Annotated in this window: 27 protein-coding genes; 11 read left to right on the top strand and 16 right to left on the bottom strand. The window is 69.0% G+C overall.

The window, feature by feature from the left end; genetic code table 11:
* The first annotated feature begins 31 nt into the window (after window positions 1-31).
* Complete coding sequence (locus tag KOF26_RS02020; RefSeq protein WP_216319148.1) at window positions 32-727, top strand: glutamine amidotransferase; 696 nt, start codon at window positions 32-34, stop codon at window positions 725-727.
* Between the two features lie 49 nt (window positions 728-776).
* Here KOF26_RS02020 and KOF26_RS02015 read toward each other — a convergent pair whose 3' ends face one another.
* A complete protein-coding gene (locus KOF26_RS02015) occupies window positions 777-1,064 on the bottom strand; it encodes a YMGG-like glycine zipper-containing protein (RefSeq protein ID WP_216319145.1) in 288 nt (95 codons plus the stop codon).
* Window positions 1,065-1,178: 114 nt separating this feature from the next.
* On the opposite strand from KOF26_RS02015, the gene KOF26_RS02010 reads away from it, so the two are divergent.
* Window positions 1,179-1,661 (top strand): SH3 domain-containing protein, encoded by a 483-nt coding sequence (locus KOF26_RS02010; RefSeq protein ID WP_216319141.1) that lies wholly within the window; start codon window positions 1,179-1,181, stop codon window positions 1,659-1,661.
* 129 nt (window positions 1,662-1,790) lie between these two features.
* Here KOF26_RS02010 and KOF26_RS02005 read toward each other — a convergent pair whose 3' ends face one another.
* Window positions 1,791-2,240: a DUF983 domain-containing protein gene (locus KOF26_RS02005; protein ID WP_216319138.1), complete on the bottom strand. Its 450-nt coding sequence runs from the start codon at window positions 2,238-2,240 to the stop codon at window positions 1,791-1,793.
* 88 nt (window positions 2,241-2,328) lie between these two features.
* Between KOF26_RS02005 and KOF26_RS02000 the strand changes: the two genes are divergently transcribed.
* Window positions 2,329-3,714, top strand: coding sequence for an aminotransferase-like domain-containing protein (locus KOF26_RS02000; protein ID WP_216319135.1), 1,386 nt, complete (start codon window positions 2,329-2,331; stop codon window positions 3,712-3,714).
* Window positions 3,715-3,726: 12 nt separating this feature from the next.
* Here KOF26_RS02000 and KOF26_RS01995 read toward each other — a convergent pair whose 3' ends face one another.
* The 6 genes from KOF26_RS01995 to KOF26_RS01970 form a co-directional block, all read right to left on the bottom strand.
* On the bottom strand, window positions 3,727-4,713 hold the full coding sequence (locus KOF26_RS01995) for a hypothetical protein (protein WP_216319132.1): 987 nt from the start codon (window positions 4,711-4,713) through the stop codon (window positions 3,727-3,729).
* Between the two features lie 30 nt (window positions 4,714-4,743).
* Window positions 4,744-6,465, bottom strand: coding sequence for a GGDEF domain-containing protein (locus tag KOF26_RS01990; RefSeq protein WP_216319128.1), 1,722 nt, complete (start codon window positions 6,463-6,465; stop codon window positions 4,744-4,746).
* A gap of 114 nt (window positions 6,466-6,579) precedes the next feature.
* The gene (gene ligD / locus KOF26_RS01985) at window positions 6,580-9,102 is read right to left on the bottom strand and encodes a DNA ligase D (protein WP_216319125.1); all 2,523 of its coding nucleotides are present in this window, start codon (window positions 9,100-9,102) and stop codon (window positions 6,580-6,582) included.
* A gap of 1 nt (window position 9,103) precedes the next feature.
* Complete coding sequence (gene ku / locus KOF26_RS01980; protein WP_216319122.1) at window positions 9,104-10,000, bottom strand: non-homologous end joining protein Ku; 897 nt, start codon at window positions 9,998-10,000, stop codon at window positions 9,104-9,106.
* Between the two features lie 60 nt (window positions 10,001-10,060).
* On the bottom strand, window positions 10,061-11,719 hold the full coding sequence (locus tag KOF26_RS01975) for a pilus assembly protein TadG-related protein (protein WP_216319120.1): 1,659 nt from the start codon (window positions 11,717-11,719) through the stop codon (window positions 10,061-10,063).
* Window positions 11,716-12,123 (bottom strand): TadE/TadG family type IV pilus assembly protein, encoded by a 408-nt coding sequence (locus KOF26_RS01970; protein ID WP_253200953.1) that lies wholly within the window; start codon window positions 12,121-12,123, stop codon window positions 11,716-11,718. The genes KOF26_RS01975 and KOF26_RS01970 overlap by 4 nt, the downstream gene beginning before the upstream one ends.
* A 144-nt stretch (window positions 12,124-12,267) precedes the next feature.
* Between KOF26_RS01970 and KOF26_RS01965 the strand changes: the two genes are divergently transcribed.
* On the top strand, window positions 12,268-13,155 hold the full coding sequence (locus KOF26_RS01965) for a PAS domain-containing protein (RefSeq protein ID WP_216319117.1): 888 nt from the start codon (window positions 12,268-12,270) through the stop codon (window positions 13,153-13,155).
* A gap of 167 nt (window positions 13,156-13,322) precedes the next feature.
* Here KOF26_RS01965 and rplI read toward each other — a convergent pair whose 3' ends face one another.
* The 3 genes from rplI to rpsF are packed head-to-tail and all read right to left on the bottom strand — an operon-like array spanning window position 13,323 to window position 14,620.
* Window positions 13,323-13,916 (bottom strand): 50S ribosomal protein L9, encoded by a 594-nt coding sequence (rplI, locus tag KOF26_RS01960; protein ID WP_216319115.1) that lies wholly within the window; start codon window positions 13,914-13,916, stop codon window positions 13,323-13,325.
* 12 nt (window positions 13,917-13,928) lie between these two features.
* Window positions 13,929-14,153, bottom strand: coding sequence for a 30S ribosomal protein S18 (gene rpsR, locus KOF26_RS01955; protein WP_011950937.1), 225 nt, complete (start codon window positions 14,151-14,153; stop codon window positions 13,929-13,931).
* A gap of 17 nt (window positions 14,154-14,170) precedes the next feature.
* Complete coding sequence (gene rpsF, locus KOF26_RS01950; RefSeq protein ID WP_216319112.1) at window positions 14,171-14,620, bottom strand: 30S ribosomal protein S6; 450 nt, start codon at window positions 14,618-14,620, stop codon at window positions 14,171-14,173.
* Window positions 14,621-14,799: 179 nt separating this feature from the next.
* On the opposite strand from rpsF, the gene fabD reads away from it, so the two are divergent.
* Entirely contained in the window at window positions 14,800-15,735 is a 936-nt protein-coding gene (gene fabD / locus KOF26_RS01945) for an ACP S-malonyltransferase (RefSeq protein ID WP_216319109.1), read from the top strand.
* Window positions 15,736-15,765: 30 nt separating this feature from the next.
* On the top strand, window positions 15,766-16,506 hold the full coding sequence (gene fabG, locus KOF26_RS01940) for a 3-oxoacyl-[acyl-carrier-protein] reductase (RefSeq protein WP_216319106.1): 741 nt from the start codon (window positions 15,766-15,768) through the stop codon (window positions 16,504-16,506).
* A 37-nt stretch (window positions 16,507-16,543) separates the two neighbouring features.
* Here the strand turns inward: fabG and KOF26_RS01935 are convergent, their stop codons facing one another.
* Window positions 16,544-17,596, bottom strand: a complete 1,053-nt coding sequence (locus tag KOF26_RS01935; RefSeq protein ID WP_216319103.1) for a cation diffusion facilitator family transporter — start codon at window positions 17,594-17,596, stop codon at window positions 16,544-16,546.
* 17 nt (window positions 17,597-17,613) lie between these two features.
* Window positions 17,614-18,684: a 4-hydroxyphenylpyruvate dioxygenase gene (gene hppD, locus KOF26_RS01930; protein WP_216319100.1), complete on the bottom strand. Its 1,071-nt coding sequence runs from the start codon at window positions 18,682-18,684 to the stop codon at window positions 17,614-17,616.
* 114 nt (window positions 18,685-18,798) lie between these two features.
* Between hppD and trxB the strand changes: the two genes are divergently transcribed.
* The gene (gene trxB / locus KOF26_RS01925; protein WP_253200952.1) at window positions 18,799-19,764 is read left to right on the top strand and encodes a thioredoxin-disulfide reductase; all 966 of its coding nucleotides are present in this window, start codon (window positions 18,799-18,801) and stop codon (window positions 19,762-19,764) included.
* A gap of 64 nt (window positions 19,765-19,828) precedes the next feature.
* Window positions 19,829-21,331 carry an amidohydrolase family protein gene (locus tag KOF26_RS01920; protein WP_216319097.1) on the top strand — a complete coding sequence of 501 codons (1,503 nt, stop codon included), beginning with the start codon at window positions 19,829-19,831 and terminating at the stop codon, window positions 21,329-21,331.
* Here the strand turns inward: KOF26_RS01920 and truA are convergent.
* Both truA and fmt read right to left on the bottom strand, forming a co-directional pair.
* Window positions 21,328-22,065, bottom strand: a complete 738-nt coding sequence (truA, locus tag KOF26_RS01915) for a tRNA pseudouridine(38-40) synthase TruA (protein WP_216319094.1) — start codon at window positions 22,063-22,065, stop codon at window positions 21,328-21,330. The genes KOF26_RS01920 and truA overlap by 4 nt on opposite strands.
* Window positions 22,062-22,967, bottom strand: a complete 906-nt coding sequence (gene fmt, locus KOF26_RS01910) for a methionyl-tRNA formyltransferase (protein WP_216319091.1) — start codon at window positions 22,965-22,967, stop codon at window positions 22,062-22,064. The genes truA and fmt overlap by 4 nt, the downstream gene beginning before the upstream one ends.
* A 202-nt stretch (window positions 22,968-23,169) precedes the next feature.
* Here fmt and recR point away from each other — a divergent pair, with 202 nt between their 5' ends.
* Together recR and def are read left to right on the top strand one after the other, a co-directional pair.
* Window positions 23,170-23,766 (top strand): recombination mediator RecR, encoded by a 597-nt coding sequence (recR, locus tag KOF26_RS01905; RefSeq protein ID WP_216319088.1) that lies wholly within the window; start codon window positions 23,170-23,172, stop codon window positions 23,764-23,766.
* Between the two features lie 65 nt (window positions 23,767-23,831).
* Window positions 23,832-24,368 (top strand): peptide deformylase, encoded by a 537-nt coding sequence (def, locus tag KOF26_RS01900; protein WP_216319085.1) that lies wholly within the window; start codon window positions 23,832-23,834, stop codon window positions 24,366-24,368.
* On the opposite strand, the gene KOF26_RS01895 is transcribed toward def, so the two are convergent.
* Complete coding sequence (locus KOF26_RS01895; RefSeq protein WP_216319082.1) at window positions 24,365-24,802, bottom strand: hypothetical protein; 438 nt, start codon at window positions 24,800-24,802, stop codon at window positions 24,365-24,367. The genes def and KOF26_RS01895 overlap by 4 nt on opposite strands.
* A gap of 62 nt (window positions 24,803-24,864) precedes the next feature.
* On the opposite strand from KOF26_RS01895, the gene KOF26_RS01890 reads away from it, so the two are divergent.
* Window positions 24,865-25,572 carry a response regulator transcription factor gene (locus tag KOF26_RS01890; protein ID WP_216319079.1) on the top strand — a complete coding sequence of 236 codons (708 nt, stop codon included), beginning with the start codon at window positions 24,865-24,867 and terminating at the stop codon, window positions 25,570-25,572.
* Window positions 25,573-25,616 lie beyond the last annotated feature (44 nt).

Here is a 25,616-nt window from a genome sequence, read left to right as displayed (position 1 = left end):
CTCCGGCCCGCCGCCGGGCCAGAGGTCGGGCATGAAGAAGGGCCTCATCATCCGCCACGTCCCTTATGAGGGGATCGCCGGCTTCCGTGCGCCTGTCGAGCAGGCCGGCTTCGTGCTGGATCGCATCGACGTCGCCGATCCGGAATTCCACGCCGTCGATTATCTCGCGCCGGACCTGCTGGTGGTGATGGGCGGGCCGATGGGCGTCTATGAACATGCCGACCATCCGTGGATTCCGCGCGAGCTCGATGGCCTTGCCGCCCGCCTTGACGCCGGCCGGCCGACGCTCGGCGTGTGCTTCGGCTCGCAGATGATCGCCGCCGCCCTCGGCAAACGTGTCTATGCCGGGCCGGTCAAGGAGGTCGGCTATGCCCCGCTGCGGCTGACCGCGGCGGGGCTCGCCTCGCCGCTCCGTCACCTTGCCGAGGTGCCGATCCTGCACTGGCATGGCGACACGTTCGAGCTGCCCGACGATGTCGAGCTGCTCGCTTCCACCGAAGCCTATCCGCACCAGGTATTCCGCCGCGGACGCGCGCTGCTGGCGCTGCAATGCCATGCGGAGATGGGCGAGGATCCGCGCTTCGACGCCTGGCTGGAGAATGTCGACTATATTGCCGAGGCCGGCACCGACATCGCGACGCTGCGCGCCGACAACGACCGCCACGGCGCGCACGCAGTGGCGGCCGGTCGCCGGATGATCACGGAGTGGCTGGCGGAGCTGGATTAGTTTCCGTTCGTCCCGGAGCACCCGTCATCCTGACGGGGACAGACGCCGCTCAGCGATAGACGCGCCGCCCGCGCCGATCGAGATAGTAACGCCGCCCGCGGCTGTCCCGGTAATATTTGTGGTTCTTCTTGAGCGCCGTATAGGCGGCGCCGCCGGCCCCGCCGACCAATGCGCCGGTGCCGACCGACATGCCCGGCACGATCGCCCCGACCAGCGCGCCGCCGCCGGCGCCGATAGCGGTGCCTTTCAGCATCTGCTTTGCGCTCTGCGCCGAGGCAGGACCGGCCAGCCCGAGCGAAAGGACGGCCGCCGCGGCGAGGATAGAGTTACGCTTCATCAATGGACCTCCCCGATAGTTACCGCGGTGGAACGAGGTACCTCCCGACAGGTTCCGCAGGGCACCGGCCCGGCGAATATTCCCCGCGCGCCCGCGAACCGCTATGGCGCGGCCATGAAGACTGCCCGCCTCGCTGCCCTCCTCGCCGCCACGCTCCCCGCCGTTGCCCACGCCCAGCCGCCGGAGCGCGCCGTCCCCTATTGGGCGTCGATCTCGGCCGGCGAGGCGCGCATGCGCACCGGCCCGGGCCGGCAATTTCCGGCGATCTGGCTGTATCGCCGCGCCGGCCTGCCGGTGAAGGTGCTGCAGGTTGTGCAGGGCTGGCGCCGCGTTCAGGATCAGGACGGCGCCGTCGGCTGGATGCTCGCCAACCTGCTGAGCGAGACACGGACCGGAGTCATCACCGGCGCCGGCACCGAACCGCTGCGCGCCTCCCCGGAACCGGGCGCGCGCGTGGTGTGGGAAGCCGAGCCCGGCGTCGTCGGCCGCATCGCGAGCTGCGCGGACGGCTGGTGCGCGTTCGACGTGAAGGGGAAGCGGGGGTTCGTGGCGACGGACAGGCTATGGGGCGTCGCGGCGGGGGAAGTGGTGAAGTAGGCCGGGGCCGTCGAAGCGAAGATATGATCGTTCGGGAATGGTCGACCGGCATTCGAGAATTTGACCGGTTCACGTTGGCCGCCGCATCATGCCGATGCGCAGGATGTCACCCCAGAAAAGCGATCATCCTTACCACGGATGCGCTGGCGACCTCACCGACGGGCCATCCGGCCCGAACGGCTTCCACTCGCCCAATATCCGCCCTTCGCGCGCCTTGTAGAAATACTGGCTGCACACCAGCCAGCCCTTGAGCGGGCGCAGCGGCAGGATGCAGGTGGCGAGCAGGAAGGGCAGACTGGTCACCAGATGCACCCACATCGGCGGGTCGACGAAAATCTGCAGCAGCAGCGCGAAGGTGACCGCCGGCACGCAGCCGAAACAGATCACGAAGAAGGCCGGGCCGTCCGCCGGGTCGGCAAAGCCATAGCTGAGCCCGCAGGCCTCGCAGCCCTCGGCCAGCTTCAGATAGCCCTTGAACAAATGCCCCTCGCCGCAGCGCGGGCAGCGGCCGCGCAGCCCCGTCTGCACCGGATCGAGCTTCGGCCATTCCTTTTCGGCGGGGGCGGCGGCGGCTTCCATCGGGACGACTCCAACGATCACTCGGCGTTGCCCGCTATCTAGGATTTATGTATGGTCCTAACAACCATACAAAGGCTCCACTGTTCCCATGCAAAGCTGGCTCCCGCGGCTCGACGACCATGGCGGCCCCAAATATGCGGTCATCGCCACCGCTATCGAGGAGGCGATCCGCGACGGCCGGCTGCGGCCGGGCGAGCGCCTGCCGCCGCAACGCGATCTCGCCCGGACGCTCGCGGTCGACCTGACGACTGTGACCCGCGCCTATACGATCATGCGCGAGGCCGGGCTGATCGAGGGGGCGGGGCGGCTCGGCTCCTATGTCCGCAACGGGGTGGCGCTGTCCGCCTCGGCGGGGGCGGCGGCGGATACTGGCATGAACATGCCGCCGCAGCCGGGCTTCGCGCTGCTCGCCGATGCGATCCGCACGGGTCATGCCGTGCTGCTGCGCGCGGGCGGTCAGTCGCCGATGCTGCAATATCAGCCGGACGGGGGCAGCCTGCACGATCGCCTCGCCGCCGCAGCGGCGTTCACCGCGCGCGGGCTGGAGACCGCCGACGACGAGGTGATCGTCACCGCCGGGGGGCAGAATGCGTTGCACGCCATCTTGGGCGCGACCCTGGCGCGTGGCGATGTGATCTGCACCGGCGCCTATGCCTATCCCGGCATGCTGGCGCTCGCCGCGCGCTTCGGGCTCAGCGTGCGGGCGCTGCCGGGTGACGCCGGCGGCATCGATCCGGATGCGCTGGCGGCGGCAGCGGGCGAGGGGGCACGCGCGCTTTACATCGTGCCGACCAACGACAACCCCACCACCGTGACCCTCGACATGGAGCGCCGCCGCGCGATCGCCGAGGTGGCGCGGCGCCACGGCCTCGCGATCATCGAGGATGATGCCTATGGCCTGCTTCCCGCCGCCCCGCAGACGCCGATCGCCGCGCTCGCGCCGGAGCTGACCTGGCATGTCGCCAGCACGTCGAAGATCATCTCCCCGGCGCTGCGCGTCGCCCATGTCCGGGCGCCCACGCTGCGCGATGCGTGGCGGCTGGCGGCGGACGTGCACGAGACGGCGGTGATGGCGCCACCGCTCAACGCCGCGCTGGTTTCGCTGTGGCTGCGCGACGGGACGTTCGGGCGGCTGATCGCGGCGGTGCGGGAGGAGGCGGTGGCTCGCCAGCGCATCGTCTCGCGCGCGCTGGCGGGGCTCGATTACGCCACCCATCCGGAGGGTTATCACCTCTGGCTGCGCCTCGATGCCGCGCACATGCCGGCGCCGGCCGAGCTGGCGGCGATGCTGCGTCCGGCCGGCCTGTCGGCGGTGTCGGCGCAGGCCTTCGCGGCGCGGCCCGACGAGGCGTCGCCGCCGGCCGTGCGCATCTCGTTCGGCGGAGCGATGGACCATGAACGGCTGCGTCGCGCGCTGCAGCGGCTGGAGGCTTTGCTACACCACGGCCATGCCCGCGCGACGGCGCTGGTCTAGGGCCTGTGCGACCTAATGGCGCGGGCGCCGGCGGCTGGCGGGCGCGAAATAGCGGTAGCGATAGCTCCACCGCGTCTCCTGCCCGGGCGCGGCGCGGATGGCGATGAACGGTTCAAGCGAGATGGTGGTGCGGATCGACCACAGCACGACCCGCTCGATCGGCCGATCTCCCTTCACGGTGAAGCCGGCGCCCGTGCGGAGGTTCTCGACCCGGAAATCATAAGGCCCCTTGCCCTCGACCGGCATGAACACGCGCTCGCCGGGGGTCAGCGGCCGGGTGAAGCCGACACGGTGTCCGGTCACTGTCGCCAGCGCCGCCGATCTGGGCGGGGCGTTGGTGATCGCATAGGGCGCGGTGATCGCGAAATCCGGCCCGGTGTTGAGTCCGGTGACGAGGAAATTGTGGCTGTAGACGTCCGCCGCGATCATCCGTTGCCCCGTATTGCGCAAGACATGCTCGACGCGCAGCTCGGCCTTGCCCGCCACCAGTCGCAGCGTCTTGGTATAGACATAGCCGTAGCCCGATCCCCGATCCCGCAGGGTCTGGGTGAAGCTGACATGGCGGCGATCGGCCGCGACGCTCCACTGGCCGGCATCGGCGACGTCGTAGCTGCGGAACTGGTTATAGGGCTTGTCGTCGGCGCGGCGCAGCAGGCCGACGCCGATCTTCAGGAAGGTCGCGCCGGGGGCGGCCTCGTCATAACCGATTGCGGCGAATTCCTCGGCCGGCCCCATCGCGCTGCTGTTGGTGCCGACGGTGATCGCGTCGGGCGTATCGGTGAAGTCGCGCACCGCCGGGTCGATGCGATCATACCACGGCCCATAGAAACGCTGCCCGCGATACTCCAGCCGCGAGACCAGCCCCGCCCAGTCAAACCGGGTGCCGCGATAATAGCCGGCGGCAGCGTCGGGCAGATAATAGGACAGGCTGATCCGGCCGTTGGACAATTCCCCGGTCGGGGCCGCAGCGGCGAGCAGGAGCGCGAGGGCGACGGTCATGGCCGGCTGTGTGGCATAGCCCCCGGTGGCTCACAAGCTGGCGCGCCGCTCCGGCTGCGGTGGGGGCGGGCCGGCGCTGGTCACCGTCGCGCGACTTTCGGCGCGGTTGCGGCCGAGGCGCTTGGCCTCGTACAGCGCCTGGTCGGCCGCCTTGTAGATGTCGCGGAAAGACGCGCCGGGCGGTCCGGCGGCAACACCGATGCTGGCGGTGACGCCGGGTCCGTCGGCCAGCGCCTCATGCGGGCAGCGGGCGATCGCCTCGCGCACCTGTTCGGCGTGCTGCAACAGCGGTCCGGCGGCGAGCCCGTGCATGCCGAGCACGAATTCCTCGCCGCCCATCCGCCCGGCGAAGCAATGCTCGTCCTCCCATTCGCGCAGGCAGGCGGCGATGCCCTGCAGCACGGCGTCGCCCGCATCATGGCCGAAACTGTCGTTGACCCGCTTGAAGTGGTCGATGTCGATCAGCAGCAGCCCGAGCGCCTCGCTCTCCAGCGTCGCCGTGGCGCGCGCGATGAAGCCGCGCCGGTTGAACAGGCCGGTCAGCGAATCGCGCCGGGAAAGCTCGTCCAGCTCGCGCTGGGCGGTGCGCGCGGCATCGCGCTCGCTGCGCAGGCGGGACAGGCGCAGCGTCACCGCGATCGACAGCCACGCCGTTTGCAGCGCGGAGGCGATCAGCACCGCCACCTGCGATCCGCCGCCCATCAGGCTGGTGTCGAAATCGAAAATCTGGGTCAGCGCCAGGGTGATCATCGCCGGCACCCACGCGAAGGCGAAGTCACGCGCGTCGCGGCTGCCGCGCCGCCATGCGAGCGCGATCGCCGCCGCCACCGCCGCCAGCAAGGACAGCACCAGCACGCTGAGCAGCACGCCGGCCGCCGCGATGCGTCCGTCGGTAAGCGTGGCCGCCCATGTCCCGCATAACGCTACCGCGCCGCCGAGCATCAGCGCCGCCCACCTCAACCAGCGCGGTACGACACCCGCCGGGATCGATTTTATCGCGCAGGCGGTGGCGCAGGCGATGGCGAGGGTCGAGAGGAAGGTGCAGGCCTGCGAAGCTGCTGTACCGGCAATCCCCGGCACGATGGTCAGCGCGGCTTGCGACCAGATCGTCCCCCAGAGGAAGACGCTGCCGGCCCACGCCGCGTGCCAGGCCATGAACGCCTGTCGCGCCGCGACCGCCAGCGACAGGCTGTAGAGCGCGCCGAGCAGCAACAGGCTGAGCCCGCCGCCGACCAGCGCCGAAGCCAGGGACACCTCGCGTCCGGCGGCGTCGGCCGGCAGCAGGCGGATGCGCAGCAGGTCGCTGCTTGCCAGCCCGTCGAAGCGCAGCGTCACCGCCGTCACCGGCACGCGCCGGCCCGGTGCGGCGAACGCGACCTGGCCGTTCAGCCGCCACAGGTCGCCATAATTGCCGGCGAGCACCGTGCCCGTCTCGATATGGACGCCGTCGGCATAATCGAACCAGGTCGTCGCCCGGTCGAAACGGGTCTGGTGGACGAGCAGGCTCATGCCATGTCCGGCCAGCGTCTCGCCGGTCAGCGTCGCGCGCAGCCACAGCGTACCCCGTTGATAACCCTGCGGCGTGCCGGTGCAGCGATAGGCGGCGGCGGCCGGCGGCGGCGCATCGCGGGGGGTGATGGCATGGCAGAGCGGCGCGCCGATGCGCAGTACCACGGGCGTGGCCGCACGACCCGCCACGCCTGCCGAGAAGCTTCCCAGCAGTGCCAGCAATAAGGCCAGCACGGCACGCATCGTGTGTGTCTACCCCTCTCGGGAGCCCGCAGGACCGAGTCCCCCCTATCCCCCCTTTTCCCCATAACGCTTAACAAGTTGTTGGCGAAGCGGAACTCGTCCGGAACAGGGCTGTCAGAGGTCGGGCAGTCTTTGCCGGTGCGTGCCCCAATCCTTGAGCGCAGGCGAGGCGCGGCGGGCGAGCAGCGTCGCGGCATCGCCGATATGGTAGAGCGCGGGCGTCTCGATCTCCTCCAGCTCGGCCCAGGTCACCGGCGCTGCCACCGGCGCCCCGGCCCGCGCGCGGGCGGAATAGGGCATGACGGCGGTGGCGCCGCGCTGGTTGCGCAGCCAGTCGAGGAAGATGCGGTCGGTGCGGGTCGCCTTCTTCATGTTGGCGGTGAAGCGATCGGGATGGGCGGCAGCGGCGGCGCGGGCGAAGCGTTCGGCGAAATCCTTGACCTCTGGCCATTCGCGAGACGGCTCCAGCGGCAGCACCAGATGCACGCCCTTGCCGCCGGTGAGCATCGGATAGCTGACCAGCCCCATCTCGCCCAAAATGTCGCGCAGCTGGAAGGCGGCGCGCTTGACCACGTCGAAGCCGAGCCCGACATCGGGGTCGAGATCGAACACCATCCGGTCCGGCTTCTCGACGTCCTCGCGCCGCGCCCCCCAGCCGTGGAACTCGATCGTACCCATCTGCACGCAGGTCATCAGCCCGCGCGCGTCGTCGACATAGAGATAGGGCTCCTCATGCCCGTCCTTCTCGCGAATCGGGACGTGATGCACGGCATCGCCGAAGCTGCCGGCGTCATGCTTCTGGAAGAAGCATTGCTTGGCGCGCCCCTGCGGGCAGCGCACCAGACTGATCGGGCGATCGCCCATCCAGTCGAGCATGGCCTCGGCCATCGTCCCATAATAGGCCGCGAGATCGGCCTTGGTCAGCTTGCCCTCCGGGAACAGCACCCGGTCGGGATTGCTGATCTTCACGCCGGCAAAGCTGTCGCGCGCGGGGACGTCCGGGGCCGGCACCGGGGTCTCGGCGACCACCGTCTCGGCGGCCTTGTCCTCGCGCAGGCCGATAAAGCTCGGATGGCGCAGCACGCCGTCGTCGGTGAACTCGGTAAAGGCGATCTCGGCGACCAGCTTCGGGGCGATCCACTGCGCCCCGCGCGTCGCGGCGCGCGGCGCCTCGACCGTCGCCGTCTTGCGCGCCAGCGGCCGCATGCGCTCCATCAGCTCCGTCATCATCGCCTGGTCGAAGCCGGTGCCGACCTTGCCGGCATAGCGCAGCCCGTCCGGCCCGTTGAGCCCGAGCAGCAGCGCGCGGAAGCCGCGCCGCGCCTTGTCGCTGGCCGTCCAGCCGACGATCACGAACTCCTGCCGGTGCAGGCATTTGGTCTTCACCCAGCCCTGCGTCCGCCGCCCACGATAGGGAGCGTCGGCGAGCTTGGAGACGACGCCCTCATAGCCTTCGCGGCAGAGCGTCTGCAGCATCTCCTCGCCGCCGCCGGTGATGTGCTCGGCATAATGGATCGGCGGCGCCGCGCCTTCGAGCAGAGCCGCGAGCCGCGCCTTGCGCTCGAGGTTGGAAAGGCCGGTCAGGTCCTCGCCGCCGTCGCGCAGCAGGTCGAACGCGAAATAGTGAAGCTCGCCGCCGGCCGACAGCGCGTCCTTCAACGCCTGGAAGCTCGGGCGCCCCTTGGCGTCGAGCGCGACCACCTCGCCGTCGATCAGCGCGCCGTCGAGGCCAAGCCCGGCCACCGCTTTCACGACCCGTGCGAACTTGTCCGACCAGTCGAGCCCGGTGCGGGTATAGGCCCTGGCCTCGCCGCCGCTGGCCGCGACCAGGCAGCGATAGCCGTCATATTTGACCTCGTGCAGCCACGCCGAGCCGGACGGCACATGATCGACCAGCGTGGCGAGCTGGGGTGGCTGAAAGGCGGGGAGCGGGTGGCGCTTGCCCGCGGCGGACCGCCGCGGCCTGGCCGCCGCCGCCTTCTTCGCCGGCTTCGCGAATTCCGCCTGCGGGTCGGCGCTGGCCTCGGCGCGGTTGGAATGCCAGACCTCCTTGCCCTCCGCGATCTGGATCATCGAGCGCCCCGTCTTGACCGAAGTCAGCGCGGTATCGACGAGCCCGCCCGACGCGCCCGCCTCGGCATCGGCGACCTTGCGCAGCAGCCAGTTCTCGCGCTTCTCCCCCGGTCGCGGCTTGAGGCGGACGAGCAGCCATTCCCCCTTCATCCGCTCGCCGTCGAGGGTGAAGTGAAGATGCCCCTCCTCCAGCGTGCGGCGCGGATCCTTGCCCGGCACCGGCGTCCACGTCCCCTGGTCCCACAGCATCACCGTGCCGCCGCCATATTCGCCCTTGGGGATGATCCCCTCGAATGTCGCATAGGACATCGGGTGATCCTCGGTCCGCACCGCGAGTCGTTTGTCCGCAGGGTCGAGGCTCGGGCCCTTGGTCACCGCCCAGCTCTTCAGCACGCCGTCCAGCTCCAGCCGGAAATCCCAATGGAGGCGGGTAGCGTCATGCTTCTGGACGATGAACAGATTGCCCTCGCCCTGCTTGCGCTCGCCCTTCGGCTCCCTGGTCCGGGAAAAGTCGCGCTTGGCGTTGTAGGTGGCGAGCGGATCGCCCTTGGCGGTGCGGGCCATGTCAGGCGCGCTTGCGGCTGGCGGTGGAACGGCGGGCGGCGGTCTTGCGGGGCGCCGGCGCGTCCTTGGCCGGCGTGGTCTTCACCGCCTTGCTGGTCTTGGCGTCGGGCCGTTCAAGCGATTTCTTGAGCGCCGCCATCAGGTCGACGACGTTGGAGCCGCGCGACTGGGCGGGCGTATCCTCCTCCTCGATGATCTTGCGGCCGCCCTTGGCCTTGCGCTTGCGATCGATCAGGGCGCGCAGCGCGTCGACATAGCGGTCGTGAAACTCGCTGGCGTCGAACTTGCCGGTCTTCTTCTCGATGAGCGTCGTGGCAAGGTCGAGCAGGTCGGCATCCGGATTGTCGTCCGGAATCTCGCGGAAATAGCCGGCCGCCTTGTTGACCTCGTCGGCATAGCGCAGCGTTTCCATCACCAGCCCGCGCCCGCACGGCTTGAGGCTGACGGCATATTCGCGCCCGCGAAGCGCCAGCTGGCCGATGCCGACCTTCTTTGCCCGGCGCAGCGCCTCGCGCAGCACGATGAACGCCTCCTCGGCGAGGTCGTCGGCCGGGACGACATAATAGGGCTTGTCGTAATAGATCGGATCGATGTCCGTATAATCGACGAACTGGGTCAGCTCGAGCGTGCGCTTGGAATCAAGCTTGACCCCCTCGATCTCTTTCTCGTCGAGCAGGACATATTCGCCCTTCTCATATTCGAAGCCCTTGAGGATCTCGTCGCGATCGACCGGGCCGATGCCCGGCACCACCTTCTCATATTTGATCCGCTTGCCGCTCGGCTCGTGGATCTGGTGGAAGCTGATCGAGGCGCCGCTCTTCGTTGCTGAATAGACCTCGACCGGGATGGAAACGAGCGCCAGCCTGATCTGACCCTGCCAATATGCACGCGCCGCCATCTTGCCCGTCTCCGTTTCGCGAACGGAATCAATCCACAGGCGGGGCGATCGTTCCTCCGCTCAGGCGACGAGGATCGGCTGGCCGCAGCTGATGCCGTTCATCCGCACGTCGACTTGTCCGATATGCAGGCCGACAAGCCCCATCACGCTGTTCAGCACCTCGTCGAGCAGCCCGGCGGTCGGAGTCAGCGCGTTCGCCAGCAGGTTGACGATCGCATCGAGGTTGAGCGGAATGCCGAGCAGGTCGGCCGAGATCATGCCCGGATAGCGCACGAGGCTGAGCACGATGCCGCCGGCGAGGTCGAGCGTCGATACCGAGCGCAGCGTCCCCGCATTCACATCGGCGCGGGTGAATGTCAGCTGTTGCGGGGTGTTGCCGCCGAGATCAATGCGGCCATTGGCGTAGAGCTTGACCAGCGCGAGGTCGGCGAGGGTCGCCCGCGATTCGCTGACCGGCCGGGTGAAGTCGGCAAGCGCGGTGGCCGGGTTGGCCACCTTGCGCAGCGCGAGATGGCCGCCGCCGGCCGTCACCGCGAGCCGCGCCTCGGCGGTGGCGCTGGTCGGGCAGGAGATGCTCGACAGCCGCGCTTCGGCCGAGGCCAGCTCGACATAGATCGGCAGGTCGACCGGCGTGCCCAGGCCCAGCGCCTGCAACCCGGCAACGCTGACCCGCGTCGACAGATAGAGGCGGCTTTGCGCGGTGCGCACGACAGCGCTGGTACTGCTCGTCACCGTCAGCCACGGCGATTGCGCCGCCCGCTCGCCGGTCGCGAAATAGAGGTTGGTGTTGAGCAGGCCGCTCAGCCCCGGCAGGGTGCTGACGTTGACGGTGACCTGGCGGGGCCCACCGGCCAGCCCGATCGCCGCCTGGGCGAGATCCCAGGCGGACATGCCGATCTGCACCCCGCCTGCGGTCATCCGCGCGCCATAGGAGCCGAGGCCGATCAGCCGGCTGGTCTGGAGCGGGCGCGCGGCCGCGCTGTTGGCGATCTGGTTGAGCGCCGCCGCCGCCGCGCCCTGGCCGCCCTGGCCCAATGCGTCGGCGATCGAGCGCAGCAGCACCGGCACCGTGACATTCGCGGCCAGCACCTGACCATAGCTCGCGCCGGTCAGGCTCAGCCGGCTGCGCAGCGCATCCAGCGTCGTGAACAGATCGACATTGGCACCGAGCAGCGCGCTGTAGCTCGCCACCGACAGATTGAGCGACCCGCCGATCAGCTGCCCGATCAGCGCATTGGCGACCCCGCCCTGGAGGCTGGCCAGCCTCGTGCCGATCGAGAAGGACGCCTGATTGATCCGCATCGCCGTGGCGCGGCGAGTGATCCGCACGCTGCTCTGGCCGAACAGCGCCCGGGCGAAGCGCAGCGACGCCTCCCCGCTCACGGTGACCCGCGCCGCGTTCGGCTGCGTGTTGCCCGCCGTGAAGCGGGCGGCGAGCGGCACCGCGACGTCGCGCGCATATTGGCCCTGCTGCACCTGCACCGCGGCGCCCCCCCAGCCATTGTCGCGCACCGCCGCCACCGCCGCCGCCTGCGCCGCGGCGGGATTGCCGGCGGCGGCGAGCGCTGCGGCATCGGCGGTGCCTTGCAGGGAACGCGCCTTCAGATAGGCGCCGCCGACATCGACCGCGAGGCCCGTCACGCCGAGCAAGCCCACGATGATGCCGGCCATCAGGATCGTGACGCTGCCGCGCCGGTCCCGGCCGAGGCGGCGGATCATGCCGGCGGCAGGCGGACGGCGGCCGAGGCGCGGATTGTCCGCGGCGGCATCGGAATCAGCCGGAACGCAAAAAATGGGTTGTTCCGAGCATCATAGCGGATGCGAATCACAACCGTTTCGGATGTTTCCTCGACACTGACCGCGGCCTTCGCGGGGTCGAGGTTGCCGGCGGTGGCGAGGTCGGCGAGAACGGTGGCGTTGGCGATGGTCTGGCGTTCGGACGCGGTGAGGCCGGCGAGGGCCGCGCGTGCGCCATCATTGGCCGCCTGTTGCAGATAATGCGCCATCCAGAACCATCCGCCATAGGCGACGATCCCCGCCAGCATGGCGAGCAGCACCGGCGCGACGAGCGCGAACTCGACCGCCGCAGCGCCTTTCTCGTTTCGTTTCAATACCTCACCCATTTGTGTAGAATGGGCGGCGTTGATTAGTGATACACCTACCATGCGAACCGGGCGCTTTGCGGAATTGCCGTTAAAATGGACTCGTCTGGCTTTGCTCAGTTTTCCGCTTCGTGCGTCGATGCGGTGACACGAAAGGAGGCTGGCATGTACCAGGGAAAGACTCCGCGCTTCGTCTCAGCCGCGGAAATCACGCGAAATTTCGGCATGTGGCAGGATCGTGCTGCCCAGGGGCCACTGGTCGTCACCCATCATGGGCGGCCGCGCGTGATGATGCTCGCCGTCGAGCATTATGAGGAGCTGGCCGCCGGCCACGGCCCCGCGGCGGAGGAAGAGGACCTCGAATCCGCCCGCCTCTCGGTGGTGCTCGGTCAGATCGGCAGCGCCTTTGCCGCTTTCGATACGGAGCTGCGCTTCGTGCGGCTCAATGCGGCGGCGGTCGCCCATTTCGGCCAGCCCGAAGAGCGACTGATCGGCCGCACGCCGGAAGAGGTGTTCACCGGACGAGAGGCGATGATCGCCGGCCATCTGCGCGAGGCGCTGCGCACCGGCGAGGAGATGCAGGTGGATCTGCCCGCCGGCCCTAACGGCGAGCGACTGCTGCGCATGCGCCTGTTCCCGTATCCGGGGGGCGTCGGCGTCACGTTCCGCAACGTCGCGGGCCTGCGCAACGCCGAGCGCGCCGAGCAGGAGCATGCCGCGCTGGCGCAGGCGCGGGTGACGCACGGCGGGGTCGGCGTCGGCCGGCTGGGCCCGCGCGCCACCTTCGAGCATGTCGAGGAGCCGCTGGCCCAGATGGCCGGTTTCGCGCCCGAACGGCTGGGCGGGGTGCGCTTCACCGATCTGCTCAGCCTGCCGTCGCGCGCCGCCGCTTCGGACGCGATCGAGGCGGTGCTGACCGGTCAGGGTGCGCGCGCCTTCGACAGCATCATGCTGGTCAATGGCGGTGGCGAGCTGCCGGTGCGCATCGCCCTTGCCGAGTTGCGCGACGGTTTCGCGATCAGCGGCGCCGTGGTGATGGTGTCCCGAGGCTGACTGCGCCCCCAGCTGGCTGGGAGGGTGAGCCCGCGAAGCACGGCGGCGGCGGGCCATGCCCGGCGAATCCGCTCCTCTACCGCTTCCGCGAAAAGCTCGGGGACGAATGAAAAAGGCCGGCGCGGATCGCTCCGGCCGGCCCTTTTCCTTGCGATGATCGGGAAGGATCAGGCCTCTTCGGCCGGAGCCTCCTCGCGATCCGAGGCGATCTCGCCCGGCTCGGCGTTCGGATCGTAATCCTCGGTGAAGCCGGCTTCGTCGCGCTCGAACATCTCGGCCATCACGTCCACGCCCTGGGCCTGGAGTTCGGCTTCCTCGGGGCTGCGGGCGACGTTGACCTTGATCGTCACCGACACTTCCGCGTGCAGCGAGACCTTCACCTCGTAGAGGCCGATCGCCTTGATCGGGCGATCGAGGACGATCTGGCTCTTGGCGACCCTGGCGCCATCGGCCTCGAGCACCTCGGCGAGGTCACGCGCGGAGACCGAGCCGTAGAGCTGGCCGGTGTTCGACGCCTGACGGATCAGGGTGATCGTCTTGCCGTCGATGCCCGTCGATGCCTTCTCGGCGTCGGAACGGCGGGCGGCATTGTCGGCTTCGATCTGGGCGCGGTTGGCCTCGAAGACCTTCTTGTTCGCTTCGTTGGCGCGCAGCGCCTTCTTGCGGGGGAGGAGATAGTTGCGCGCGAAACCGGCCTTCACGGAGACGACGTCCCCGATCTTGCCCAGCTTCTCGACACGCTCCAGCAGGATGACGTCCATCGGATCGGCTCCTTACTTCACGATATAGGGGAGGAGCCCGATATGACGGGCACGCTTGATCGCCTGGGCGAGCTCGCGCTGCTTCTTGGCGGAGACTGCGGTGATCCGCGACGGCACGATCTTGCCGCGCTCGGACACGAAGCCCTGGAGCAGGCGCACGTCCTTATAGTCGATCCGGGGCGCGTCCTTCGCGGAGAAGGGGCAGCTCTTGCGGCGGCGGAAGAATGCACGGGCCATTGTCTGTGTCTCCTGCCTTAAGCCGCGTCACGGTCGTCGCGACGGGGACGGTCGCCGCGGTCGCCGCGGTCGCCACGGTCGCCGCGATCACCACGGTCGCCGCGATCACCACCGGGCGCGCGACGGCTGTCGCGATCGCCGCGCTCGTTGCGGCGCATCATCGCCGACGGGCCCTGCTCATGCTCATCCACGCGGATGGTCATGTAGCGGACGACGTCCTCGTTGATCTGGGTCTGGCGCTCCAGCTCGGCGACCACGGCCGGCGGGCCGTCGATCTCGATCAGGACATAATGCGCCTTGCGATTATTCTGGATGCGGTAGGCGAGATTGCGCAGACCCCAGGTCTCCGTCTTCACCACCTTGCCGCCCTGTTCCTCGACGATCTTCGTCGCGGCTTCCGCCAGCGCATCGACCTGGGCTTGAGCCAGATCCTGACGCGCGAGGAACACATGCTCGTAAAGAGCCATGCTTCTTGCCTCATCCTTGGCCGATCGCTGACGCCCGCCCCATGCGGTGCGCCCCTCCGGCTGTCGTCTCGCTCCGAATATGGAAGCGGCCGGCCTCATAGCGGATTTCGTCGATTAGGCAAGCTTGCCATAAGCGGCGTTGGTTTCTAACCGCGGCCTCCACGAAAGGAACAGGGCATATGCGCGCATTCATCTTTCCGGGCCAGGGCAGCCAGTCCGTCGGCATGGGGCAGGCGCTGTCCTCCGCGAGCGCCGCCGCGCGCGAGATCTTCCAGGAGGTCGACGAGGCGCTCGGCCAGAGCCTGTTCCGACTGATGAGCGAGGGCCCGGAGGACCAGCTCACCCTCACCGAAAATGCCCAGCCGGCGATCATGGCCAACGCCATCGCCACCCTGCGGGTGCTGGAGAAGGAAGCCGGCATCCGCCTCGCCGACAAGGCAGATTTCGTCGCCGGCCACTCGCTCGGCGAATATACCGCACTGTGTGCCGCCGATGCGTTGCGGCTCGCCGACACCGCCCGCCTGCTCAAGCTGCGCGGACAGGCGATGCAGGCTGCCGTGCCGGTGGGCATTGGCGCCATGGCCGCGCTGCTCGGCCTCGACTGGGAGACCGCGTCCGCGGTCGCCGCCGACGCCGCCGAGAACGACGTCTGCGAGGCGGCGAACGACAACGCCCCCGGGCAGGTCGTCGTCTCAGGGCACAAGGCGGCGGTCGAGCGCGCCATCGAGCTTGCCAAGGTGCGCGGCGGGCGGCGCGCGATGCTGCTGCCGGTGTCGGCGCCGTTCCACTGCCGGCTGATGCAGCCCGCCGCCGACGCCATGGCCAAGGCGCTCGCGGGCGCGGAGCTGCGCGCGCCGCTGGTGCCGGTTTATGCCAATGTCACCGCCGAGCCGGTGGCCGATCCGGAGCGCATCCGCACCCTGCTCGTCGAGCAGGTGACGTCGACCGTGCGCTGGCGTGAAAGCGTCCAGGCGATGGCGGCTGCCGGCGTCGACCAGTTCGTCGAGATCGGCGGCAAGGTGCTGGGGCCGATGGTCAAGCGCATCGCGCCTGACGCCACCGCCGTGAGCGTGGTGACGATGGACGATATCGAAGCGCTGCTGAAGACGCTCTGATTTAATATCCCGTCACGAGGAGACACCAGAATGTTCGATCTCACCGGCATGACCGCGCTGGTCACGGGCGCCTCGGGCGGCATCGGCTCCGCGATCGCGCGGGCGCTGGCGGGGCAGGGGGCGCGGCTGGCGCTGTCCGGCTCCAATCAGGCGAAGCTGGAGGCGTTTGCAGCCGAACTCGGCGGCGATCACGTCGTCCTCGTCTGCGACCTCTCCGACGCCGCCGCGGTGGACGGGCTGGTGCCCCGTGCGGTCGAGGCGCTGGGCGGGCGGCTCGACATCCTCGTCAACAATGCCGGCGTGACGCGGGACAATCTCGCCATGCGGATGAAGGACGAGGAATGGGATCAGGTGATCCGCGTCAACCTCGAGGCCGCCTTCCGCCTGATCCGCGCCGCTGCCAAGCCGATGATGAAGCAGCGCTTCGGCCGCGTCGTCTCGATCACCTCGATCGTCGGCGCCACCGGCAATCCGGGCCAGGCCAACTATGCCGCCTCCAAGGCCGGGCTGGTCGGCATGTCCAAGGCGCTGGCGCAGGAGCTTGCCAGCCGCAACATCACCGTCAACTGCGTCGCTCCCGGCTTCATCCGCTCGGCGATGACGGAGGTCCTGCCTGACGCGCAGAAGGAAGCGCTGACCAGCCGCATTCCGGCCGGCAAGCTCGGCGAGGGCGAGGATATCGGCGCGGCGGTGGTCTATCTCGTCAGCCGCGAGGCCGCCTATGTCACCGGCCAGACCCTTCATGTGAACGGCGGCATGGCGATGCTGTGATAATCCCCCCCCCGGAATGCCGGGGGTAGGGCGCGGCTCACCCGCATTCCTCGCACTGCCGCACCTCGACCGAGATGTGGCGCAGCGTGTCGAAGCCTTTCAGGCGGGCGTGATACTCGTCCACCGCCCGGGGCTGTGCGGCGACGAGGTGGATGATCGCGGCCTGTGCGCCGGGGCCTACCTGCCAGACATGGATGTCGCTCACCGTCGCGTCACCGCCCGCCTCCACGGCGCGGCGCACGCGCTCCACCAGTCGCGGGTCGGTGGCGTCGACCAGCACGCGAAAGCTCGAGGCGAGCAGCGACCGGCTCCAAAGTGCGATGACGATGGCGCCGAGGATGCCGACTGCCGCGTCCGCCCACACCCAGCCGAGGAAACGCCCGGCCAGCAGCGCCGCGATCGCCAGCACCGAGGTCAGGGCGTCGGCGACGATATGCAGATAGGCCGAGCGGAAATTCGCATCCTCGTGCTTGTGGCTGGGCCCGGTATTCTGGGCGTGGCCGTGATCATGGGCGTGCCCATGTCCGTGCCCATGCCCATGCCCATGATCATGGCCATGCCCATGGCCGTGGTCATGCCCATGGCCGTGGTCATGCCCATGGCCGTGGCCGTGGTCATGTCCGTGGCCGCCGGCCGCCAGCAGGGCCGCCGTTGCGATATTCACGCCGAGGCCGATCGCCGCCACGACGGTCGCCTCGCGAAAGGCCACGGGATGAGGCTCGATCAGCCGCATCGCCGATTCCCACGCGATCCACAGCGCGACGATGCCGAGGATCAGCGCCGAGGCGAAGCCGGCGACCTCGCCGACCTTGCCGGTACCGAAGGTGAAGCGCGGATCGCCTTGCCGGGTGCGCGCGTAGAAATAGGCCGCCGCCGCGATGCCGAGCGCGCCGGCATGGGTCGCCATGTGCACGCCGTCGGCGAGCAGCGCCATCGAGCCGAACATCCACCCGGCGACGATCTCGCCAGCCATCATCACCAGCGTCAGCGCCACCGCCGCGATGGTCCGCCGCTCCTTGGATTCATGATCGGCGCCCAGGAAGGCATGGGCATGGCCATGATCCGCGATACTGTGCGAGTGATCCGCCATGCCCTTAGCCTCTCGCGTTACGCGCCGGCCGGAGCCGGGATTACACCGCGCCTGATCTGATCCAGTTCGATCGATTCGAACAGGGCTTTGAAATTACCCTCGCCAAAGCCCTGATTGCCCTTGCGCTGGATGATCTCGAAGAAGATCGGGCCGACCATATTCTCGGTGAAGATCTGGAGCAGCAGGCCTTCGCCGGTCTCGGGCGATCCGTCGATGAGGATGCGCCGCTTGCGCATCTCGGCGATCGAGTGGCCGTGGCCGGGCACGCGCTGGTCGATCATGTCGTAATAGGTCTCGGGGCTGTCCTGGAAATGGACGCCGTTGGCGCGCAGCGCGTCGACGGTGGCGAAGATGTCGTCGGTGGCCAGCGCCAGATGCTGAATGCCCTCGCCCTTGTATTCGCGCAGGAATTCCTCGATCTGGCTATGCTCGTCCTGGCTTTCGTTGAGCGGGATGCGGATCTTGTCGTCCGGCGCCGTCATCGCGCGCGAGAGCAGGGCGGTGGCCTGCCCCTCGATGTCGAAATAGCGGATCTCGCGGAAGTTGAAGATGCGCTCGTAAAAGCCGGCCCACACATTCATCCGCCCGCGATGGACGTTGTGGGTGAGGTGATCGAGCGTGTGCAGGCCCACGGAGCGCGAATCGCGCGCCGCGCCGGTGGCGACGAAATCGACGTCGTAAATCTCCTGCGCGCCGTAGCGGTCGACCAGATAGAGGTTCGATCCGCCGATGCCCTCGATCGCCGGGATGTTCAGCTCCATCGGGCCGACCGGGCCGGTGACCGGCTTGGCGCCGCGCGCCACCGCCTGCTCGAAGGCCTGCCGCGCATCATGGACGCGGAACGCCATGGCGTTGGCCGAGGGGCCGTGCGCCGCGCGGAAATCGGCCGCCTGGCCGGACGGCTCCATGTTGAGGATGAAATTGATGTCGCCCTGCTGATAGCGGCGGACATTCTTGGAGCGATGGTTGGCGAGATGGGTGAAGCCCATCGCCTCCATCATCGTCGCCAGCGCCTGCGGGTCGGGGCCGGTGAACTCGACGAACTCGAAGCCGTCGAGGCCGAGCGGGTTGTCGTGGGTTTCGTTCATGGTGTCTGCCTTCAGAGTCTCTCTCATGACGCGAAAGATAGGCCCCCCAATCTTGCGGGGGAATAGCGGGACATCCTATCTCCCACGCGGAACGACATCATTCGAAAGCCATCCATGCCCGCAACCCACTCCACCCGCATGCTGATCCTGGGCTCCGGCCCCGCCGGCCTCACCGCCGCCATCTATGCGGCGCGCGCCGGCATGGCGCCGATCGTGGTGCAGGGCATCCAGCCGGGCGGCCAGCTTACCACCACCACCGATGTCGAGAATTATCCCGGCTTCCGCGATGTCATCCAGGGCCCGTGGCTGATGGAGGAGATGCAGGCGCAGGCCGAGCATGTCGGCGCGCAGATGATGTGGGACACGATCGTCGAGGTCGATCTGTCCCGCCGTCCGTTCCGCCTGATCGGCGACGGCGGCACCGTCTATTCCTGCGACGTGCTGGTCATCGCCACCGGGGCGCAGGCCAAGTGGCTGGGGCTGGAGAGCGAGCAGCGGCTGCGCGGGCAGGGCGTGTCGGCCTGCGCCACCTGCGACGGTTTCTTCTATCGCGGCAAGAAGGTGGCGGTGATCGGCGGCGGCAACACCGCGGTCGAGGAGGCGCTCTACCTCACCAACCACAGCCACGACGTCACCCTGATCCACCGGCGCGACAGCCTGCGTGCCGAGAAGATCCTGCAGAAGCGCCTGTTCGCCCATCCCCAGATCAAGGTGCTGTGGAACAAGGAGGTCGCCGAGTTCGTCCATGGCGACGGCAATCGCGGCCTCGTCGCCCTCGACCTCAAGGATACGCGTAGCGGTGCGGTGGAGCGGATCGACGTCGACGGCGGATTCGTCGCCATCGGCCATCATCCGGCGACCGAGCTGTTCCAGGGCCATGTCGATCTCGATGAGGACGGCTATATCAAGGTGACGCCCGGCACCACCAACACCTCCGTCCCCGGCGTGTTCGCGTGCGGCGACGTGATGGACAAGATCTATCGTCAGGCGGTCACCGCCGCCGGCACCGGCTGCATGGCCGCGCTCGACGCCGAGCGCTTCCTCGCCGAGGCCGACTACGAGGCGCTCGCCGCCGAGTGAGGATTGACGGCCGGCCCCGCCCGGTATCCACTGCCTCCACAATAAAACGAAACTGGGGGCAGGAATGACGAACGAGGAGGGGCTGAGCCGCCGCGAGCTGCTGGGCGCGACCGGGGTGGCGACCGCCGCGATGGCGGCGAGTGGCGCCCGGGCGGCGCCGGCGCCGACAGAGCGCTCCGTGGTGTTCGCCCATGTCGGCGTGCTGGTCGGCGACCGCATCCGCGACGACATGGCGCTGGCCGTGGTCGGCGATCGCATCGCCGCGATCGGCGACACCGACGCGCTGCTCAAGGCCCATCCCGGCGCCGAGACCTATGACGGGCGCGGCAAGGTGCTGCTGCCCGGTCTCGTCAATTGCCACGCCCATCTCTCGGCGACGCTGGAGCGCGGTTTCAACGAGGATTTCGGCTTCCCCAACTCGGCGAAGCTGGCGGTCCGCCCGTCGAGCCTGTTGTCGCCGGAGGAGGCGGTGCTGATGTGCGTCGTCGGCGCGCTGGAGGCGATCCGCACCGGTACCACCACGCTGGTCGAGAATGTCGCCGATATCGCCCCCCACGCCGCCGCGCTCGCCGGCTCCGGCCTGCGCATGGTCTTCGCCGAGGCGGTGCGCGACAGCGACAATGTCGCCGGGCCGATGGCGCCCGCCGGGCTTGCCGCCAGTGTCCGGCCGGTGTTCTCGCAGGCCAGCCGCGAGCAGGGCATGGCGCGTATCGAGGCGCTTCATTCCCGCTGGCATGGCGCCGAGCAGGGGCGGATCAGCGTCTTCCCCGCCGCCGCCCTGTCCGAGACATCCTCGCCGGAGCTGCTCCGCGCCATCCGCGCCTTCGCCGACAAGCACGGCCTCGGCTACACCATCCATCTGTCGCAGAGCGTCGCCGAGGTCGATTTCATGAAGCGCTGGCACGGGATGAGCCCGGTCGCCTTCCTCGATCGCCACGGCTTTCTCGGGCCACGCCTGTTCGCCGCCCATTGCCGCTATGTCGACGCGGGTGACATCGCGCTCCTCGCGAGAACCCGCACGGTCGTCTCGCATCAGGCGAACATGGCGGCCAATCGCGGCGTCATCCCGCCCATCCCGGCGCTGCGCGCGGCGGGCGTCGCCATCGCCAACGGCACCGACAACAATACCAACGACCTGTTCTCGGTGATGCGCACCGCGCTGCTCACCGAACGTGTCCGCCGTGACGATCCTTTTCCCGGCGTGCTGCCCCAGCCGGAGGATGTGCTTCAGGACGCGACGCTGAGCGGGGCCCAGGCGCTCGGCATGCAGGCGCAGATCGGATCGCTCGAGGTCGGCAAGAAGGCGGACCTGATCGTCGTCGACACGATGCGCGCCCACCTCGTCCCTTACGGGCGCTTCCTCTCTGCGCTGATCCACAATGGCCAGCCCTCGGACGTGGAATCGACGATGGTCGACGGTCGCTTCGTGATGCGCGATCGCAAGGTGCTGACGCTGGACGAGGCCGACATCGTCGCCCGCGCCGATGCGATCGGCCGGCGCATCTGGGACAAGGTTCGCGCCGCCGGCCCGATCGCCATCCCCGGCCGGCCGAATGCCGCCGGCTAGTAGCGCGCGCCGGTGAAATAGAGCCCGTCGGGCGGGGCGTTCAGCCCCAGCTCGGCGCGGTCGCGTGCGGCCAGCGCCCGGCCGATATCGTCCGGCGTCCACCGTCCCCGCCCGACGAGCACCAGACAGCCGACCATCGAGCGCACCTGATGATGCAGGAAGGCGCGCGCCTCGACCAGAAACGAGATTTGCTCGCCATCGGCCTCGACATCGAGGCGGTCGAGCGTGCGCACCGGATTGTCCGCCTGGCAGTGCGCCGAACGGAAGGTGGTGAAGTCGTGCCGCCCGATCAGCCGGGCCGCCCCTTCGCGCATCGCATCCGCGTCCAGCACCGCCGGCACCCGCCACGCGCGGCCGGCATCCAGCGCCAGCGGCGCCCGGCGGTTGATCACCCGATATTCGTAGGAACGCCCGGTGCAGGAGAAGCGCGCATGCCAGTCGTCGGCCACCGCCTCGCACGCCAGCACCGCCACCGGTGCCGGCCGCAGCCGCGCGTTCAGCGCTTCCATCAGGCGGAACGGCGTGAACGCCTTGGCGAGATCGAGATGAGCGACCATGGCGGTGGCGTGGACACCGGCGTCGGTCCGCCCGGCGGCATGCACCGCGATATCCTCGCCGGTCACTGCATGAGCGGCCTCTTCCAGCGCCTGCTGCACGCTCGGCCCGTGATTCTGGCGCTGCCAGCCCATGAATGGCCGCCCGTCATATTCCAGCGTCAGGCGGAAGCGGGTCATGAGAGCCGCGTGCCGGTCGGTATCGCGAACCCGCGCAGCAGCTCGGCCGGCGTCATTGCCCCGCGCCCGGCGCGCTGGACGCTGAGCGGCCGGATCGCGCCGACGCCGCAGGCGATGGTCAGCCGGTCGTCGAGCACCATGCCGGGCTCGCCCGTTTCCGCGAGAATCTCGGCCGTGAGCACGCGCACCCGCTCGTCGCCGAGCATGAAGAACGCCCCCGGCGCCGGATTGAACGCCAGCACCTGCCGCGCGACGGCCTCGGCCGGGGCGGTGAAATCCAGCCGCGCCTCGGCCTTGTCGATCTTGGCGGCATAGGTCGCCCCCTCGTCGGGCTGGGCGACGGGCGGGTGGGCGGCGGGGTCGGCGAGCACCGAGACCATCAGCGCCGCGCCCTTGTCCGCCAGTTCGGCGGTCAGCGCACCGGCGGTCTTGCCGGCCACCGGCGTCTCGACGGTGGCGAGCATCGGCCCGGTATCGAGCCCGCGCTCCATCTGCATGATCGTGACCCCGGTCGTCGCATCGCCGGCGAGGATGGCGCGCTGCACCGGCGCCGCCCCCCGCCAACGCGGCAGCAGCGAGGCATGGACGTTGAGGCAGCCATGGCGCGGCGCGTCGAGCACCGGCTGCGGCAGGATCAGCCCATAGGCCGCGACCACGGCCACATCCGCATCCAGCGCGGCGAAGCTGGCCTGCTCGTTTGCGTCGCGCAGGGTCAGCGGATGGCGCACCGGAAGGTCCAGCGCCTCGGCGCGCCGCTGGACCGGCGTCGGCGCGAGTGCCTTGCCGCGCCCGGAAGGCCGGGGCGGCTGACAATAGACCGCCGCGATGTCGTGCCCCGCGGCGAGCAGCGCGTCCAGCGTCGGCACCGCGAAGTCCGGCGTTCCCATGAAGATGATCCGCATGGGCGTGCTATTGGACCGGCGGGCGGGGCGGGGAAAGAGCAATGTCGCGGTGGCCACGGGCCGCCCCGCCGATCCGCCACGTCGGCGTGATGGCGGCATGGAGCCGCACCAGAGCCTGCCTTTTCCTCGTGGCAGGGTTGCGGAACGACGGAGACGACAGACGACTTTGCACCCGCCTCGCCGATCTCCTATCTAACGGCCAATGGCTTCCCCCGAGATCGAGGCGCTCACCCAGGCGCTGGCCCGCCTGCCGGGGCTTGGCCCGCGTTCCGCGCGGCGCGCCGTGCTGCATCTGCTCAAGCGGCGGGACTCCGCGCTCGGGCCGCTGCTCGAGGCGCTGGCCCGCGTCAATGAGCGGCTGGTGACGTGCGGGCTGTGCGGGAATGTCGACACCGCCAATCCCTGCGCCGTGTGCAGCGATGCGCGCCGCGATCCGCGCCTGCTCTGCGTGGTGGAGGAGGTGGCCGACCTGTGGGCGCTGGATCGCTCGCGGCTGTTCCCAGGCCGCTTCCACGTGCTGGGCGGCCGGCTGTCCGCCCTGGAGGGGGTGCGGCCCGAGGATCTGTCGATCGATCGCCTGCTCGCGCGTATCGGCGGCGGCGGCATCGACGAGGTGGTGCTGGCGATGAACGCGACGCTGGAAGGGCAGACCACCGCCCATTATCTCGCCGAGCGGCTGGAGACGCTGCCGGTGCGCGTCACCCAGCTCGCCCATGGCCTGCCGGTTGGTGGCGAGCTTGACTATCTCGACGAGGGCACGCTGGCCCAGGCGCTGCGCGCGCGACGGCCCGTTTCGTAAGCCTCGATCAGCCTTATCGATAGCGTTCGCTTGACGTTACGGGGCGGTTTTCCTAGCTGATAGGGATGGCCATACTTCCCATTCTTGAGGCGCCGGACCCCCGGCTGCGCGTCGTCTCCAAGCCGGTCGAGACGGTGGACGAGGCGCTGCGCACGCTGATCGACGACATGTTCGAGACGATGTACGACGCGCCCGGCATCGGCCTTGCCGCGATCCAGGTCGGCGTGCCCAAGCGCGTGCTGGTCATCGATCTCGGCGATGGCGAGGGCGCGACCGACGAGACGCCGGTGCGCAATCCGCGCGTGTTCATCAATCCCGAGCTGTTCGAGCCGTCCGAGGAGCAGAATCTCTACAACGAAGGCTGCCTGTCGGTGCCGGATCAATATGCCGAGGTCGAGCGGCCCGCAGTGATCCATGCCCGCTGGCTGGACCGCGACGGCGCGAAGCACGAGGCGAGGCTCGACGGGCTGCTCGCCACCTGCCTCCAGCATGAGATGGATCATCTGGAGGGGATCCTGTTCATCGATCACCTCTCCCGCCTGAAGCGCGAGATGATCCTGAAGAAGCTGGACAAGGCCCGGAAGACGAGGCGCGCGGCCTAGGGCAGGGGCCTCAGGTCCGGCTCGACATATCCCCGCCGCGCCTCGACGGAGAACAGCCGTTCCCGGCTGTAGAAGCGCAATGGCCAGTCCCGTCGCCCCGCCTCGGATTCGAGCAGCGCATTCACGCGGTCTGCCAGCGTGCCGCCCAGCGCCAGCATGGCGTGCGCCCGCACGCCGGCCAGGAAGCAGCGGGTGATCGTGTCGTGATAGCCGTTGGCGTCGTCGTTCACGCCGCCGGTGGCGACGTTGTAGCCGGAGATGATCTCGGCGATCTCTGCGTCCACGTCGATGTCCGGCCGCTCCGCCACCAGCCAGAAGCTTGCCGCGATATGGGCCTCGTGCGTCCATTCGGCCTTGGGCAGGCTATGGTCGAGCAGCCCTTCGCCGATGCGGCGGACGGATTCATCGTTTTCGAACAGTCGGGGCGCGTGCATCACCACCGATTGCCCGAAGTGGACGGCTTGGGCTAGTCAGGGCGCTGGAGGACGAGCACAGCATGACCGCGATGATCGCGCTCGTCGATGACGATCGCAATATTCTGACCTCCGTTTCGATCGCGCTCCAGTCGGAGGGGTTCGGCGTCCGCCTCTACACGGACGGCGAGGCGGCCCTGAAGGCGCTGGTCGAGACGCCGGCGGATCTCGCCGTGCTCGATATCAAGATGCCGCGCATGGACGGCATGGAACTGCTCCGGCGCCTCCGCGAGAAGACGGCGATGCCGGTGATCTTCCTAACCAGCAAGGATGACGAGCTGGACGAGGCGCTCGGCCTCGCCATGGGCGCCGATGATTATATCGCCAAGCCGTTCAGCCAGCGCCTGCTGATCGCGCGCATCCGCGCCATCCTGCGCCGCACCGAGAATCGCGCCGGGCCGCTCGGCACCAGCGAGGAGCAGGCCGCCGAGCGCATCGTCCGCGGCCGGCTGGAGATGGACCCCGCCCGCCACCGCGTCACCTGGAACGGGCATGACGTGACGCTCACCGTCACCGAATTCATGATCCTGGAGGCGCTCGCCCAGCGCCCCGGCTTCGTGAAGAACCGCGATCAGCTGATGACCGCCGCCTATCAGGACGACGTCTACGTCGACGACCGCACGATAGACAGCCATATCAAGCGCTTGCGCCGCAAATTCCGTCAGGTCGATCCGGCCTTCAAGGGCATCGAGACATTATATGGCGTCGGCTACCGCTTCTCAGAAGACTGAGACGCCGGCGGCGTCCTCTTCCGTCGCGACCTGCGAGGAGCGGG

Origin of the sequence: Sphingomonas quercus, from assembly GCF_018863195.1 — a bacterium.
In the GTDB taxonomy this organism is placed as follows: Bacteria; Pseudomonadota; Alphaproteobacteria; order Sphingomonadales; family Sphingomonadaceae; genus Solisphingomonas; species Solisphingomonas quercus.
This window is presented reverse-complemented; position numbering and strand designations above follow the sequence as displayed.